This window comes from Geomonas sp. Red276, from assembly GCF_054784495.1.
In genome coordinates, this window is sequence record NZ_BLXW01000017.1 from 52953 (window position 1) to 69271 (window position 16319).

Consider the following 16319-nt stretch of genomic DNA (forward strand, 5'->3'; position numbering starts at 1 on the left):
ATCGGTTAAGGTGGGGGAGCGGTGGAGTCGGTAGAGGCGGGGATAGGCAGAGAGTCCACATCGAGGAGTTGCCAAGTGAGCCGGAGAATTGTCTTCGCCATACTGGCCTTGCCGTTGCTGGCATGCCCTGGTTTGTCCGCGGCCGACACGGAGATCGCCTGGCCGTTCCGCAGCGAGGCGGCGGCTCCCCGGGTTCCGGCCGCTCATGTCGTGGCCGTCGGGCGTGGGAGCTCTCTTTCTTCCGATCCGGAGACCCGTCGCCGCGAGGCGTGCACGGTCGCTTTGGTCGCGGCGGTGGAAGGAGTGGGACGAAGGCTCAGGGGCATGGCATTTTCCGGCTCAACCGTCATCAGCGACGGCATGATGGCTACCGACCGGGTGCGGATGACCTCGTCGGCGAAGTTCCCTTCCGGACTGACGGTGGAGCGTGAGTCGCTGGTGGTCGATGGCATGGACCGGGAGGATCGCATGGTGCTTCGGGTGCCGGGCGATGTTCCGGGAGAAGATGGGCCGGAAATCAGGACGAGGCTCGGGGTGATGGATGGTCAGGGGGGGGCCGTTCTCGACTTGGGCATGCTGCCCAAAAGTTGCCGGGTGGTGGAGGTCGAGGAGGTCAGCTACTCCAGGGAAGAAAATATCTGCACCGTCGCGGTAGGTTACCATGCTCCCTTGGCCCGGTAGGGGTAAGGGGCATGCCCCCCCCAATCTCCTCGGCTGCTTTGGAGAAAGGGGCAGACAATCCATATCCCCTCGCCCTCCGGGAGAGGGGCAGGGGTGAGGGAGTTTCTAAAATCTTCTCTCACCCGGCCTCCGGCCACCCTCTCCCCCAGGGGGGGCGAGGGTATAACTCTTATGGCCTTCGGCCAACGTCTCCCTCTGAAGAGGCGAGGCTGCACTGATCAGGAAGGGTCAAACCGATGAACATAAAATGGATTTTCGGGCTTGCCGTCGCGGCCCTGGTGCAATTGTTCCCTCAGCTGGCCTTGGCCGGGCTCTCCCAGGAGCCGATCCTTCGGGTCGAGACCGGGATGCATACGGCCATGATCAAGAAGATCGCGGTGGATGCCGCCGGTCGCTGGCTGGTCTCGGCATCGGACGACAAGACCGTGCGGGTCTGGGAACTGACCGACCAGGCAAAGGGGGCGGCGGTTATGGCCCTGCTCCCCTCGCGGGTGCTGCGTCCTCCCATCGGCGCCGGTAACGAGGGAAAAATCTTCGCGGTCGCCATCTCCCCCGATGGCTCTACCGTGGTCTGCGGCGGTTGGACCGGATGGGACATCAACCGCTTCGCTTCTCTCCACTTCTTCGACCGCGCTTCGGGGAAACTCTTGAAGAAGGTGGACGGCTTCCCCAACGTGATCCAGTCGCTTGCCTGGTCCCGTGACGGGAAATCCCTGGCAGTCGGCCTCGGGGCCGGGAAAGGGGTTTACCTCATGAGGGCCTCCGACTCCAAACTCGCCGGTATCGACTCCGAGTACGGCAACGACTGCTACGCTCTCGATTTCGATGCCGCCGGCAGGCTGGTCACCGCCTCCTGGGACGGCTTCGTCCGGTTGTACGATGCCAACTTCAAATTGATCGCCAAGGAGCGCTCTCCCAACGGGGAACGCCCCTATGCCGTCGCCTTCTCGGCAGACGGCGCCCGCATAGCGGTGGGGTGCGACGACGCCCGTAAAGTTGCCGTCCTCTCCGGCAAGGACCTCTCGCCGCTCTACATTGCACCGGGCGGCGCCGACGGGGGGACCCTTTTCAGCGTCGCCTGGTCGGCGGACGGGGCCTACCTCTTCGCCGCCGGCAGCCACCGGGGAGACGGGAAATACCTGGTGCGTCGCTGGGAGCAGGGAGGACAGGGGCTTTACCGCGACTTTCCGCTGGCGGAGGGTGACGTCATGCAACTGCTCACCCTTCCGGGTGGGCGCCTTGCCTTTGCCTCCGTCAGTCCCGAAGTGGGAATCGCCGGTGTCGACGGCGCCCTTGCCATCCGGCTGGGCTCCGGTACCGTCAGTTTCCGAGACAGCCCGCTTCTGGTCTCGGCTGATGGCTCCACGGTCGGCTTTTCCTACGGTTCCGGTCCCGCTGCCTCCGCCGCCTTCTCCGTGCTCGATCGCAGCTTCTCGGGACGGGAGGCCAAAGCCGGCCTGAAGGAGCCCAATACCGCGGCCCAGCGTTTCGGCCTCTCCCGGACTCCCGACGGCTTCCTGGCTGTGCATGGTGTCCGGTTGCCGCTGGAAGAGCACGAGGCGGTCCGCAGCCTCGCCATCTCGCCTGACGGCTCCCGCCTGTTGCTGGGCACCGACTGGAATCTACGCTGCTTCAACAACGGCGGCCGGGAAATGTGGCGCATCGCCGCCCCCGGCAACACCTGGGGCGTGAACGTGGCCGGCAACGGGATGGTGGCGGTCGCAGCCTTTGCCGACGGCACCATCCGGTGGTTCCGCCTCGCCGACGGCGCCGAACTTCTCGCCTTCTTCCCGCACGCCGACCGCAAACGCTGGGTCCTCTGGACCCCCTCCGGCTATTACCAGGCCTCCATCGGTGGAGAGGAGCTGGCGGGCTGGCACCTCAACAACGGCGGGGAGGCAGCGGCCGACTTCTTCCCGCTGGCCCGTTTCCGCTCGGTATATTGCCGTCCTGATGTCATCGCCCGCGTCCTCGAGATGGCCGACGAGAGGAGGGCGATCAAGGTGGCCGATCTGGCCGCCGGACGTTCGCCGGCACCCGCTTCGCTCAGGACCCTGCTTCCTCCCATCGTCACCGTCACCGGCCCTGCCGACGGAATCCAGGTGGAAGGAGGCGAGGCCACCGTTTCCTTCGCCCTTCGTTCTCCCTCCGGCGAAAAGGTCACCGGGATCAAGTTCCTGGTCAACGGCCGGCCGGTCACCTCCCGTGAGAAGAGCGCCCAGGCCGGCGACCTCCGCGAGGCGTCGGTGAGCGTCCCGGAAGGGGAGAGCGAGATCACCGTCATCGCCGAGAACCGCTACGCCGCCAGCGAACCCGCCACCGTCAAGGTCGTCCGCACAAAGGCGCCTGAGGCTCCCGTGGAGCAGATATCGTTTCTTCCGCGGCTGTTCATTCTTTCCATCGGCGTCGGGGCCTATCCCGACAAGGAGCTGACCCTCAACTTCGCCTCCAAGGACGCGCAGGATTTCGCCGCGCTGATGCAGGGGCAGAAGGGGGGGCTGTACGGAGAGGTCAACACCAAGGTCATGACCGATGCCGGGGCGACCCGGGATGTCATCCTGGACGGGCTGAAATGGCTTCGCCGCGAGGCCGGCGAACGGGACGTGGCGGTGGTCTTTCTTTCCGGCCACGGCATCACCGAGCCAAGCGGCGGCTACTACTTCCTCCCGGTCAACGGGGACCCGAAAAAGCTCGCCCAGACCGGGGTGGTCTTCACCGAGATCCGCAACACGCTCATGTCGCTTCCCGGCAAGGCGGTGCTGTTCGTCGACACCTGTCACTCCGGTGACGTGATGGGAGGGCGTAGCGCGACCAGCGACGTGAGCGCGGTGGTGAACGAACTCTCCAGCGCCGAGAACGGGGTGGTGGTGTTCGCCTCTTCCACGGGGCGGCAGTATTCGCTGGAGGACGAGTCGTGGGGAAATGGCGCCTTCACCAAGGCGCTGGTCGAGGGTGTGAAGGGAAAGGCGGATTACACGGGGAAAGGGAAGATCTCGGTGACGAGCCTCGATCTCTGGATTTCGGAAAGGGTGCAGGAATTGACCGACGGGAAACAGACCCCCACCACCGCGAAGCCGAGGACCATCCCGGACTTCACGCTGGCGGTCAAACGGTAAGCTGTTTAACTACCCCATCCTCGCGACCCTATCCGGAGGTTCTAGAATCTACCCTCACCCGGCCTTTGGCCACCCTCTCCCGGAGGGAGAGGGGATGACTATGCAAGGGGGGAGTCGTCAAGGGGAGGGCAGGGGGGGGGGATGGGGGCCGCATCGAGTCCTGTCCTGGCCGTCGTCAGCGGACCGGCCTGAACTCCACCCGCCGGTTCTTCGGGTCGCGGCCGTGGGTGATCGGTTCCTCCTTGCCGCGGGATACGTAGGCGACCCGGCAGGGGGCGATCCCCAGTGAGATGAGATGGTCGTGGACTTCGAGGGCGAAACTTTCGCCCAGAGCCAGGCACCGCTCCTCCGACCCGCGGTCGTCGCTGTGGCCGATCAGGATCACCTTGAGATGGGGGTCCTCCCGCAATAGCTGGACATTGCGGGCCACGATGTCACGGGCCTCCTCGGTGATGGCGAGGGCGCCGGTCGGGAAATGGACGGTTTCCATCGGGGGAAGGGGAGGAAATTCCCTGGTTCCCCTCCTGGACGGAAACATCCCGTGCAAAACGGCGGTAGCCCTGGCTCCCGCCCGGGAGAAGGCTTCCACCATCCGTTCGGAAAGAACCGCGACCTGGGCTGCGTTACGAACTCCGTGATCCCTAAACATGGCTTCCTCCCGTAACCGATGTTTTCATTAGCTTGGACGGACACCGCTCTTATTCCCCACGCGCGGAAAAACGCCCGCTCGTCCGTCTCTAAAGGACAGTTCTTAGGTAACCACACTCCCCGTTCCCTCCCTTCACCGGGTGGGGATGCCGTCCGCCCACCGTTTGGGGTCGGATGGCGATGGGGCATCAACCTTGAGGTGCTCATGAAACGTCTCCTGCTCACCCTGATCTGTGTCACCCTTCTCCTCCCGGCCGTCGCCCGCGCCGCCCAGTCGGTCATCATCGAGACCGAGGGGTACTCCTGCATGGGGGACGACAAGTCCCGCAAGCAGACGGAGAGCGGCGCCTACCAGGACGGAAAGCGCAAGGCAACCGAATCCGCCGCCACCTACATCGAGTCGGAAACCAAGGTGAAGGACGCCATGCTGGAGAAGGATCTCCTTGCCGCTTACGCCAACGCGCAGGTGAAGGTGCTCCAGGAGCTCATGAGGGAGTGGTACAAGGACGCGAGCCTGGGGGAGTGCTACCGGGTGAAGCTCAAGGTGGAGGTGGTTCCCGACGAAAAGGCAATGGCGGCCCTGGCCAAAAAGGGATCCGAGGCGCTTGAGAGCGACCCGTCCGCACCGCTCAACGTGAAGATCTGGACCGACCGTCCAAAGTATTCCGAGACGGAACCGATCCGCATCTTCGTGAAGGGGAACAAGCCCTTCCACGGCCGGGTGGTGTACAGCCAGGCCGACGGCGGCCATGTCCAGCTGCTCCCCAATCCTTACCGCAAGTTGAACTACTTCAACGGCGGCGTGGTCTACGAGCTTCCCGGCGGCGAGGACCGTTTCAACATGGAGACCTGTGCCCCGTTCGGCAAGGAGAAGATCACCCTTTACGCGAGTACCGCACCGCTTGGGGACCTCGAAGTGACGGAGGCCGACGCGGTCTACGAAGTACGCTCCAAGCCCGCCAACATCCCCGTGGCCACCCGGGGGATCAAGCTCGTTGCGGGCGACCGGAAAAAGCCGGTGGCGGCCGAGTTCGCCGAGTCGGCGGCCGAGCTGACCACCTGCAAGAAGGCGGACGGGAAACAGTAAATAACTTGTTTTACAGCAGAGGCGATGAGGCTGTAGAATGCCGGCCAGCTGTCCGTCCGGGGTGACGAACCGCACCGCCGCAGGCCTTACGCCATTGACGCAGAATCCGAGGACGCTCCATGAAAAAAGTCTTGTTGCTCGTAGTTACCCTGTTCCTTGCCGCCTGCGCCCCCACCCTGAAGATGGAGCAGCACACCGGAAAGCTCCAGTTGAAGGACGATGAGCTGCCGCGCCAGGTGGCGATCCTTCCCTTCTCCAACGCCACCCAGGAGCCCGGGATCGACGCCATCGTCCGCCGCAACTTCGCCAACCACTTCTCCTCCAAGGCATACCTCGATGTGAAATTGCCGGTGGTGGACGAGAAACTCGTCCTCATGGAAAAGACCACCGGTAAAAAGCCCGACCAGGCGACCCCGGCGGAGCTCTCCGCGGCACTCGGTGCCGACGGGCTCCTCTACGGAAAGGTCACCGACTACAACCGGGTCTGGGCCGGCGTCTATTCGCAATTCGGCGTCGAGGCGGAGGTCTGGCTGGTCAATGCCCGCACCGGCAAGGAGGTCTTCCGCTTCAGGGAGTCGGTCCGCTACCACGAGGGGGGCATTCCCACCTCGCCCCTTTCCATCGTGGTCACCGCGGTCTCCACCGCCATGAATCTGCGCGAGATCCAGAAGGTCCGGATGGTGAACGAGCTCTGCTACAAGTTCATGGAGAAGATCCCCGCTCCCCAGAGCCTCGCCCAGGACGGCCGTCCGCGGGTCAAGGAGGTGCTGACCAACGCGGCCGACGGGCCGTTCGGGCCCCGCAAGGTGATCCACGTCGGCCTGGAAGGGGAACCGGGCCTGGTGGGAAGCTTCGACATCGGCTCCTTCAAGAAGGGGATCCCGATGAAAGAGGTGAAGCCGGGGATCTACAGCGGCGAATATGCCGTCCTTCCCGGCGACACCACGAGCGACATGCCGATCACCGTCACCCTGAGCCGTCCCGGCGGCTACGACACGACCTGGGTCGACCCCGGCGGGTATGTCGCCATCGACACCACTCCCCCTCCGCCGGTCGCCTCGGTGAAGGTCAAGGGGTACGCCGACCGCGTGGAACTGAACTGGGAGCCGCTGAAAAACGTTCCCGATCTCAAGGGGTACCGGGTGCTGCGGAGCGATTCTCCGCTCTCCGGTTACCAGGAGCTCGGCGTGGTCGAGGTTCCCTCCTTCGTCGACGGCAAGGCGGAAGCCGGGAAGAGCTACTACTACCGCGTCGCATCGTTTGACCGGGTCGGCAACCAGGCGGAGCCGGGCGACGGCGTGCGCGGGGGGAGGATCGGGGAGCCGCAGCAGCTTTCCGGCGTCCTCAACGGTGACACCGTGCTGGAGGGCTCCTACCGTGTTACCGCTTCGGTCACGGTCCCCAAAGGGATCACCCTCACCATCAACGGCGACAGCCGGCTCTACTTCGCCCCCGATGCCGGGCTCCTGGTCCAGGGGCGCCTGGTCGTCAAGGGGGGAGAGTCCCCCGTCCTCTTCATCCCCGCCGCAGAAGGGAAATGGGCGGGGATCTCCCTGGACGGCGGCGGGGCGGCCATGACCCGCTTCAACATCAAGGGCGCCGTGACCGGGGTTTCCTCCAAGGACGCCGAGCTCCAGGCCGACGGCGGGGTGGTGACGGGATGCCAGAGCGGCCTCGCGGTGAGCGGGATGCCGGCGGTCGACATCAGGGGGATGAACATCTCGGGCAACGTCACCGGTCTCAAGCTGACCGGCACCGCCGCCCGGGTTACCGGTTCGCTGATCACCCAGAACAAGGACGGCATCGTCACCGACGGGTTCTCCGGCGAGATCCGGGACAACAACCTCGTCGAGAACGAGACCAACATCCGTTCCGACAAGCCGCTGGCGGTCGGTCCCAACTGGTTCGGCTCCGTCCAGGCGGACGCCTTGAAGCTCACCCAGGTGAGCGCCGCGCAGGTGTACGACGCCCGGGTGCCCGGCGGCGCGCTGGTGGCGCCGGTGGTCGATCCCTACCAGAAGCTCACCCCCGAGGAGCGGCAGCGCAAGGGGACCGAGTTCCTGATCGAGGCGGGCAGCTTCTTCAGGCAGAGGAACTACGGGAAGGCTTCCGGGCTTTTCCAGGAGACCCTGAAACTCTCCCCCAGCCCGGAGACCTACTACTACCTGAGTCTCTGCCATCAGGAGATGCAGGAGCAGGACAAGGCCATGAGCGTGCTGAAGGAAGGGACTTCCAAGTACTCCCACGATCCGCTCCTTTGGAAATCGCTCGGCATGCTGCTGTACGAGAAGGGGGACCAGGATGGGGCGCGTAAGGCGCTGGAAGAGGTGATCCGCCTCTCCCCTGAGGACCGCCAGGCGAAGTTCGTTTTGAAACGGCTGGTTCCGGCTCCGGCCCCGGCTCCGGCAGCACAGAAATAACACTCATCTTGGGGGCACCATGATCAGAAAGCTTCTCTTTATCTTCGTCTCTATCCTGCTGACTGCCTCCCATGCCCTGGCCGCGCAGGCCGGCAAGGTGACCAAGGCGAGCGGGACCGTCCTCTACCGGACCGCCGCGGCCGGCTCCTATCATCCTCTCCACACCGGGCAGCACATCGACGAGGGTAACTGGATCAAGACCGGCAAGGACGGCTGGATCGAGCTTACCCTGGCCGACAACAGCCGCTTCACCATCGCCAACAACTCCGAGCTGGAAGTCCAGAGCTACCTGGTGAGCAAGACCAAGAAGACCGGCTCCTTCGGCCTTACCCAGGGGAAACTGCGGGCGAGCGTGATGAAGCTCGCCGGGCAGCAGACCGATATCAAGGTGAAAAGCGGCACCGCGGTGGCAGGGGTGAAGGGGACCGAGTTCCTGATGCTCTGCCAGGGGCCGGCCAACATCTTTTTCGGCAACGAGGGGGTCGTTTCGGTTTCCGGTCCCCCGGGCTCCGGGGTGAAACTCCCCGCCGGCACCATGACCCAGAACACCCGCGGCGAAAAACCGACCGACGCCGTCAAGGTCGAACCGAACACCCCGCTCGCCAAGGCCAAGGAGGCCTTCGAGGCCTCCACCGGGTCGCTTCCCCCGGCCGAGTGGGAAGCGACCGACAACCTCCCCAACATCATCGCCCGCTGGGATATCAGCCACGGCCACTACCTCGCCGATTCCGGGATGAACGAGGCGGCACTGAAGGTCTTCCAGATCGCCCTCGACCTCACCACCCTGGCCGACATCCGCGCCGACGCCAGGCTGGAGCGCGGATCGGTGTACGGCCGCCTGATGAACCGCCCGGAGGAGGCACTGGCCGAGTTCCTGCTGGTCCTCGAGGAGTATCCCAAGATCCCCCAGAAGGAGACGGCGCTTTTCAACGTCGGCGAGACCCTCATGCAGATGGGAAAGAAAGACCTGGCCAGGATGCGGCTCAAGCAGTACCTGGACGAGTACCCCAACGGCCGTTACCGCTCCAGTGTTGAGACGCTCCAGAAGGTGCTCGACCGGCAATGAAGAAGGCGCTGATCTTCGTTGCCATCGCGCTGGTCGCCTCCCTGGCGACCCTTTCCCTGTACCGCGCCCAGTTCCCGTTCGTGGAACAGGTCGATCTGCGCCTCAAGGATGCCCGCTTCCGGCTGAGGGGGGCGGTGAGGCCGCCTCCCGATGTGGCCGTGGTGGCGATCGACAACAAGAGCGTCAAGGAGATCGGCCGCTGGCCCTGGTCCCGTGAGATCACCGCCCGGCTGCTCTCCAGGCTGCAGGCGGCCGGCGCCAAGGTCGTCGCCCTCGACATGGTCTTCTCCGAGCCGCAGGGGGTGCCGCAGGATCGCGCCCTGGCGCAGGCGGTGGCAAGCTCCCCCAGCCTCGTGATGGGGTACTTCTTCAGAAACGAAGTGCAGCATCCCGACCCGCGGGCGGTGGAACAGACCGCCTCGTCCAAGATCAAGTTCCTCAAGCTCGACCCGGGTGTCACCTCCGTCCCTCTCACCGAGTTTGCGGGCCTGGAGCCCAACATCCCCGACGTCGGCGCCGGTGCCCACTCCTTCGGTTTCTTCAACCAGGTCCCCGACGACGACGGCCTCTTCCGGAAGGCGCCGCTTCTTCTTCTCTACGACGGCGATATCTATCCCTCCCTGGGGCTCACCGCCCTAAGCCGCTACCTCGACAAGGAGCCGATCGTCGAGGTGGCCGGCTTCGGCGTCCGCTCGGTCTCGCTGGGCGATCTCCCCCTCCCGGTGAACGAGCAGGGGCGCCTCTCCCTCAATTACTACGGACCCGGCGGCACCTTCCCGACCATCTCCGCCTCCGATGTCCTCAACGGCAAGGTCTCCGCGAATGCCCTCAAGGACAAGCTGATCTTCATCGGCGCCACCGAGACCGGCATCTACGACATGCGCGCCACACCGTACGACCCGGCGCTCCCCGGGGTGGAGATCCACTGCACCGTGGCCGCCAACACCCTCGAGAAACGCTTCCTGATCCGCGACGGGAGGACCTTGGGGCTCGAGATGGGATGCATGTTCCTCCTCCCTCTCATGCTGGCTCTTCTCCTCAACACGACGCCGCGCACCATCGTGGGATTACTCTATTTTTCTCTGTGCAGCGGCTTCTATTTCGTATTAAACTACGTCCTCTTCCGGCGGTTCTCATTGGACCTGAGCGTCATCTTCCCGGTGGCTCCGGTGGTGCTGACCTACATCGGCGCCGAGGCGTATCGGAACCTCGTCATCGAGAAGAAGGGGCGCTACCTGAAGAAGGCGTTCGGAAGCTACGTCTCCCCCGAGCTCGTGGAGGAGATCGTCAGGGATCCGGGGCGGCTCAAGCTGGGCGGGGAAAAGCGCGAGGTCAGCATCCTCTTCTCCGACATCCGCGGCTTCACCACCCTGTCCGAATCGCTCACCCCTGAGGCGCTGGTGCGGCTTCTCAACCAGTACCTCTCACCCATGACCCAGATTGTCATGGAGGAGCGGGGAACGCTCGACAAGTTCATCGGCGACGCGGTGATGGCGATCTACAACGCTCCCCTCGACGTGGAAGGGCACGCGGGCCATGCCTGCCGTTCCGCGCTCAAGATGGTGGATCGCCTGAAGGTCCTCAACGAGGAGTTCGCCAAGCAGGGGCTGCCGCGGATCGAGATCGGCATCGGGATCAACACGGGCGACGCCGTCGTCGGCAACATGGGCGCCGACATCCGCTTCGACTACACCGCGATCGGCGACAACGTCAATCTCGCCTCCCGGCTGGAGGGGCTCAACAAGCTCTACGGCACCCGCATCCTGGTCAGCGAGACGACCCGCGCTAAGGCGGGTGAGGGGTGCCACTTCCGGGAAGTGGACCTGGTCAGGGTGAAAGGGAAGCACGAGCCGGTGGCGGTCTACGAGCTCCTTCCGGGCGAGCCGGAATTCGCCGCCAACTACGCCCAGGCGCTCACCCTCTACCGGGGCGAGCGGTTCAAGGAGGCGATGGCCATCTTCGCGGAGCTGGCTGCCGGGAAGGAAGACCGGGTCTCGGCATTGTACGAGGAGCGCTGCCGCGAATTCATCGCCGCCCCTCCCGCCTCCGGGTGGGACGGCGTGTACGTGGCGAAAACGAAGTAACATCCTCTCGCCCCGTTAGGGCGCTCTAACACACACATATCCCCTCGCCCTCCGGGAGAGGGGCAGCTTTTCTTATTCCCTCGCCCCTTTAGGGGAGAGGGGCAGGGGTGAGGGAGGTTTTAAAATCTACCCTCACCCGGCCTTCGGCCACCCTCTCCCCCAAGGGGGCGAGGGGATAACTGTCCGGCCTTCGGCCACTCTCCCCCGAAGGGGGGAGGGGATGAATTATGGGCCTTCGGCCACCCCCGGAAGGGGCGAGGGCAAGCAGGGTGGGGTTAAGAATAACGAACGATAGACAAGGGTGACCCCGTGAAACTACGCGTACTCGGCTGCTCGGGAGCTGAATTCCCCGGACATAACCCATCGGCTTTCCTGATCGACGGGCGCCTGCTTTTGGACGGCGGGACTATCGGCGCCGTGCTCGATGAAGAGGACCAGTGGCTGATCAAGGACATCCTGATCACCCACCCCCATCTGGACCATATCCGCGGCATCCCGCTTTTGGCCGACAACATCGTCATCAAGGGACTCTCCGGCCCGGTCAACGTGATCGGTACCGCCGAGACGCTGGGGGCCTTGAGCTCCCATCTCATGAACGGGCTGATCTGGCCCGATTTCACCAAGATACCGACCCCCGAAAATCCGGTCCTGAGGTTTCGCGAGATCGCTCCCGGCAGCGAGTTCCTGGTCGGTGACTACCGGGTGACCGCCTGCCGCGTGAACCACACGGTTCCCGCGGTCGCCTACCGCATCGAGGGTGGCGGTTCGTCGCTCCTTTACACCGGGGACACCGGCCCATGCGCTCCCCTGTGGGAGATGGCCGGTCACCTCTCGGCGCTCGTAATCGAGGTCTCCTTCCCGAACGAGCTGGAGGAACTGGCCCGGATGACCGGCCACCTCACGCCGCTCCTTTTGAAGAAGGAACTGGAGAAACTTCCGTCTCCTCCCGGGAAGGTCCTGATCACCCACCTAAAGCCCCAGTACTACGACCAAATCACCGCCCAGCTCGCGGCGCTCGGCCTGGCCGGCGTCCAGATCCTGCGGGACGGGGACGTCCATGAGCTGTAATTCCCGGCCCGGCCATGAGGGGTCCCGATGGTGACCGCGCTGCTGGACGGGCTCGTCACCATGATCGTCTACCTGTACGATCTCACCGAGATGATCCTCAAGGCGTTTCGGGACTCCTTCCTGGTGGTCCGCGAGGGGGCCCGCCCGGTCCTCAGCGTCTATCTGCGGCAGGTATATTTCACCGGCCTGGAGGCGGTGAAGATCGTCCTCAGCACCGCGCTCATCATCGGGACCGTGGTGATCACCCAGATCGTCAGCATCGCCGGGACGGGGAGCGAATCGCTCACCGGCAAGGTCCTGGTCTGGATCGTGGTCCGCGAACTGGGGCCGCTACTCACCGCGATCATCGTGGTCGCCCGCTCCGGTACCGCCATCGCCGCGGAGTTGAGCCAGATGAAGATCGGCGGAGAGATCGAGTCGCTGGCAATGCTGGGGATACCCCCGGAGAAGTACCTCATTCTCCCGAGGATCTTCGGGGTCGCCACCGCCGTGGTGGTGCTCACCATCTACTTCGAGATCGGGGCGGTGCTGGGGAGTTTCCTGGTCGCCACCTTCGGATGGCACGTCCCCTGGGAACAGTACTCACAGGGGGTCTTCGCCGTGCTGACCATCTGGGAGCTGGCCCTGTCGCTTTTGAAAAGCCTCCTCTTCGGGCTCTTCATCGCGGCCATCTGCTGCCGCCAGGGGCTCTCGGTCGGCAAGAGCGTGACGCAGATCCCGCAGGCCGCCACCAAGGCCGTCATGCAGAGCCTCTTTTTGCTCTTCATCATCGACGGCATCATCTCGCTCTTCTTCCTCATCAGGTGACGCCATGAATGCCATCGTATTCGACCAGGTGAGGGGAGGGGAGGTGCTGGAGGAGGTAACCCTCTCGGTCCCCAAGGGGAGCCGGGCGGCGGTGATCTCCTCCCGCCAGGAGGATTGCGATCTCCTGCTGAGGCTCATGCTGGGGCTTGCCGCACCCGATTCCGGAACGGTCACCGTGCTGGGGCAGGAGGTCGCAACGCTTTCCGAGAAGGCGCTCAACCTTTTTAGGCGGGAAGTGGCCGTGGTGCAGAGTAGCGGCGGGCTGGTCTCCAACCTGAAGGTCTGGGAAAACCTGGTGCTCCCCCTGGAGTATCACTCGAAGCTTTCCTCTGCAGATATCGAAGAACGCGGGGCAGCCGCCCTGCAGGAGGTCGGTTACACCGGACGCCTGATGGAGCTCCCAGCCCATCTGTCGGTCTATCAGAAGCGGCAGATCGGCCTGGCGCGGGCCATCCTCACCGACCCGCCGCTGGCCGTCTACCAGGGGATCTTTTCGGGGCTGAGCGGGAGCGAGCGAAACTCCCTGGTCGCCGCCATCAACCGGTTCAACAAGGGCAATCCCGAGCGGACCGCGCTCTTTCTGGCCACCGACGAGGCGGCCCTCAAGGACCTGGACATCAACCTTCGCATCTCCGTCAAAGGGAGTTCGGCACATGATTAAGCAAGAGGACCCCCGCTTCAGGCACCTGAAGAAAAAGATCACCGTCTTCACTGCGGTGGCTCTTGCCGTCATCGTCGGGGTGGTGGTGTTGATCGGGAAAGAGAACGACCTCTTCACCCAGAAGTACGAGCTGATGTTCACCGTCGACAAGGGGACCGGTTTCACGAGGGGAATGCCGGTCAAGCTCTCCGGCTTCCGGATCGGCCGCGTCAAGTCGATCTCGCTCAACGAGACCGCCAAGGTCGACATCGTGCTGCAGATCGACACCGAGTACCGGAAATGGATCCGGAAGGATTCCACCGCCAAGCTCGTCAAGGAAGGACTGGTCGGCGACTCGGTCATCGAGGTGTCGGTCGGCAATCCCCAACTACCGGAACTGAAGGACAGGGAGCGGCTCGCCTACGCAAAGACCAAGGCACTGGATGAACTGGCCGACGAACTGGCTGAGAAGGTCAAGCCGGTCCTCATGGATGTCAAGGACATCATCGGGTACATGAATGATCCAAACGGGGATATCAAGCGCTCTCTCCGAAACTTCGCCACTTTGTCGGGGAACCTGGAGCTGACCAGGCAGAGGGCGGATCATCTTTTGGAGAAGACCACCGACAGCGTCGGGACTATCAGTACCCATGCCGTGAAGGCGGTGGATCAGACTTCCTCGAAGCTCTCTTCCGTTCTCGATGACACCTCGGTCACCGTCAAACGGGCCAACGCCTCGCTGCAGAAAGTCGACGAGAAACTGCCGGTTATGCTGGGAAACATGGAGAGCTCCCTGAAGAACGTGGAGGCGATCAGCAAGGACCTCCGCCACACCGAGGAGCAGGTGCTTCCCAAGGTCCCGGCCATGGTGAGGAAATCGGACGAGGCGCTCGACGGAGCCAACACGGTCATAAGAGCGGTCAAGGGTACCTGGCCGATCAGCGGCAAGATCCCGGAGCCCAACGAGAAGCAGTTCGTGCCGGGAGACAGCCATGACTAGCCGCCTCCTCCGACGTCTGCCTCAACTCGCCGCGAACGTACCCTGCCACGGATCCCGGCCAGACCGTCCCCCCCTTTCGAAGATCCCCCTCACCCTCGGGCTGGCTGCGCTCGTTCTCCTGATTGCCGGGTGCGGTGGCGGTTCCTTTAAGCGCCTCCCGCAGGCGCGCCTCGACGCCGTCGCGTGCACCGAGCGCGGGATCGCCGCCCAGGCCGGTGGCCACCTGGACGATGCCCTTTCCCAGTTCGGCGAGGCGCTGAGGCTGCAAAGCTCGATCGAGAACCGCGAAGGGATGGTGGTGGCGCTGGTCAACATAGCCCGGACCGAGCGGCTCAAAGGTGCGCTGGTCCCGGCGCGGGAGGCGATCGACCGGGCGGTTTCACTGCTCTCCGAATCGTCGCCCGTCGCTTCCGAGGTTTACTTCGAGAAGGCCAAGATCCTTTTTGCCGCGGGAGACCTTGCCCCCGCCAAGGAATGGGCTCTTCGTGCCGAGGGTGCCGAGAAGGGGGATGCCGCCGGGAGGATGGCCAACCTGACCGCGCTGATCTCCCTGAAACAGGGGCTCCAGGATCAGGCGCGGGTGGAGGCAGAACGGGCGCGCAATCTCAACCGAAGCGTTTCGGCCAGCCAGGAGGAGGCCAACTCGCTGAGGCTTTTGGCGGAGATCGCGCTTGCAAAGAGTGAGGCGAAGAGTGCGCGGGATTTGTTCGGGCAGGCGCTTGGGCTCGACAAGGCATTGGGATTGGGAAGGAAGGTGGCGGCGGATCTTCGTGGGATCGCGCGTGCCGCCGCCGTTGAGGGTGACAATGCTTCAGCCATCGGATACTATCGCCGCTCGATGGAAGCCAGTCTCAACGGTGGTGACCGGAAAGCCGCCGCCGACGACATGGCGCGCCTCGCCGAGCTCTACCGCGTCACCGGCCAGGAAAAGCTCTCCCGGCAGATCGAGGAAGAGCTGAAAAAGCTACCCCCCGCCGCCCCTTGAGGGCTTGTTTTAAAACCTGCCCTCACCCGGCCTTCGGCCACCCTCTCCCCTAAAGGGGCGAGGGTATATTACTGAGACATCGGTGTGCGTGCGGCGTGGCTCCTTGACTGATGCATATAAATGTAGCATATTGATGCATATGATTCGAGCACTAAAGGAGGGGGCATGAGAACGACTCTGAACATTGACGATGCCTTGCTGGAAAAAGCTGCCCGGCTGACCGGCCTTTCCGAGAAGACGGCCCTGGTGAGGCTCGGCCTGGAGGCGCTGGTGGCTCGTGAAAGTGCTAAGCGGCTGGCCGGGCTGGGAGGATCCGAGCCTGAGCTCTCCGCCATCCCCCGACGCCGGAGCCCCGCATGATCCTTGTCGATACCTCCGTCTGGGTGGAACATTTTCGCTCCGGCACCATCGGCCTCGAAAAGTTCCTGGACGCCGGCCAGGTGGTCTGCCATCCCTTCATCATCGGCGAGTTGGCCTGCGGCAACTTGAAGAACAGAGGGGTCATTCTCTCGTTGTTGCAGGATCTCCCCCTGGTATCCTCTGCCGAGGATCACGAGGTCCTTCAATTCATCGAACTCCAAAACCTGATGGGCAAAGGTCTCGGCTACATCGACATGCACCTGCTCGTTGCCGCTTTGTTGGCGAGGATTCCGCTTTGGACCTTGGACAAGCGGCTCGACACCGTGGCGCAAAGGCTTTTGCCGGTGCATTGAGGGG

14 protein-coding genes are annotated in these 16319 nt (G+C 64.0%); 13 read left to right on the forward strand and 1 reads right to left on the reverse strand.

Features of this window, described 5'->3' with window-relative positions; translation table 11 throughout:
* Positions 1-75: 75 nt before the first annotated feature.
* A complete protein-coding gene (locus ACYVL5_RS13245) occupies positions 76-681 on the forward strand; it encodes a hypothetical protein (protein WP_460596049.1) in 606 nt (201 codons plus the stop codon).
* A 236-nt stretch (positions 682-917) separates the two neighbouring features.
* Positions 918-3797 (forward strand): caspase family protein, encoded by a 2880-nt coding sequence (locus ACYVL5_RS13250; protein ID WP_460596050.1) that lies wholly within the window; start codon positions 918-920, stop codon positions 3795-3797.
* A gap of 175 nt (positions 3798-3972) precedes the next feature.
* On the opposite strand, the gene ACYVL5_RS13255 is transcribed toward ACYVL5_RS13250, so the two are convergent.
* Positions 3973-4446 carry an OmpA family protein gene (locus ACYVL5_RS13255; RefSeq protein ID WP_460596051.1) on the reverse strand — a complete coding sequence of 158 codons (474 nt, stop codon included), beginning with the start codon at positions 4444-4446 and terminating at the stop codon, positions 3973-3975.
* Positions 4447-4650: 204 nt separating this feature from the next.
* Here ACYVL5_RS13255 and ACYVL5_RS13260 point away from each other — a divergent pair, with 204 nt between their 5' ends.
* From ACYVL5_RS13260 to ACYVL5_RS13310, 11 genes are all read left to right on the forward strand, one after another.
* Positions 4651-5532, forward strand: coding sequence for a DUF4384 domain-containing protein (locus ACYVL5_RS13260; RefSeq protein WP_460596052.1), 882 nt, complete (start codon positions 4651-4653; stop codon positions 5530-5532).
* A gap of 119 nt (positions 5533-5651) precedes the next feature.
* On the forward strand, positions 5652-7952 hold the full coding sequence (locus tag ACYVL5_RS13265) for a GNA1162 family protein (protein WP_460596053.1): 2301 nt from the start codon (positions 5652-5654) through the stop codon (positions 7950-7952).
* 19 nt (positions 7953-7971) lie between these two features.
* Positions 7972-9018 carry a FecR domain-containing protein gene (locus tag ACYVL5_RS13270; protein ID WP_460596054.1) on the forward strand — a complete coding sequence of 349 codons (1047 nt, stop codon included), beginning with the start codon at positions 7972-7974 and terminating at the stop codon, positions 9016-9018.
* Positions 9015-11102, forward strand: a complete 2088-nt coding sequence (locus ACYVL5_RS13275; protein ID WP_460596055.1) for a CHASE2 domain-containing protein — start codon at positions 9015-9017, stop codon at positions 11100-11102. The genes ACYVL5_RS13270 and ACYVL5_RS13275 overlap by 4 nt, the downstream gene beginning before the upstream one ends.
* Positions 11103-11411: 309 nt before the next feature.
* Positions 11412-12170, forward strand: a complete 759-nt coding sequence (locus tag ACYVL5_RS13280; protein WP_460596056.1) for a 3',5'-cyclic-nucleotide phosphodiesterase — start codon at positions 11412-11414, stop codon at positions 12168-12170.
* Positions 12171-12197: 27 nt separating this feature from the next.
* Complete coding sequence (locus tag ACYVL5_RS13285; protein ID WP_460596057.1) at positions 12198-12977, forward strand: ABC transporter permease; 780 nt, start codon at positions 12198-12200, stop codon at positions 12975-12977.
* Positions 12978-12981: 4 nt separating this feature from the next.
* Positions 12982-13638 (forward strand): ATP-binding cassette domain-containing protein, encoded by a 657-nt coding sequence (locus ACYVL5_RS13290; RefSeq protein WP_460596058.1) that lies wholly within the window; start codon positions 12982-12984, stop codon positions 13636-13638.
* Positions 13631-14617 carry an MlaD family protein gene (locus ACYVL5_RS13295; protein ID WP_460596059.1) on the forward strand — a complete coding sequence of 329 codons (987 nt, stop codon included), beginning with the start codon at positions 13631-13633 and terminating at the stop codon, positions 14615-14617. The genes ACYVL5_RS13290 and ACYVL5_RS13295 overlap by 8 nt, the downstream gene beginning before the upstream one ends.
* Positions 14610-15602, forward strand: coding sequence for a tetratricopeptide repeat protein (locus tag ACYVL5_RS13300; protein WP_460596060.1), 993 nt, complete (start codon positions 14610-14612; stop codon positions 15600-15602). The genes ACYVL5_RS13295 and ACYVL5_RS13300 overlap by 8 nt, the downstream gene beginning before the upstream one ends.
* Before the next feature lie 165 nt (positions 15603-15767).
* Positions 15768-15962 (forward strand): type II toxin-antitoxin system VapB family antitoxin, encoded by a 195-nt coding sequence (locus ACYVL5_RS13305; RefSeq protein ID WP_460596061.1) that lies wholly within the window; start codon positions 15768-15770, stop codon positions 15960-15962.
* Positions 15959-16315 carry a type II toxin-antitoxin system VapC family toxin gene (locus ACYVL5_RS13310; RefSeq protein WP_460596062.1) on the forward strand — a complete coding sequence of 119 codons (357 nt, stop codon included), beginning with the start codon at positions 15959-15961 and terminating at the stop codon, positions 16313-16315. The genes ACYVL5_RS13305 and ACYVL5_RS13310 overlap by 4 nt, the downstream gene beginning before the upstream one ends.
* Positions 16316-16319: the final 4 nt, after the last annotated feature.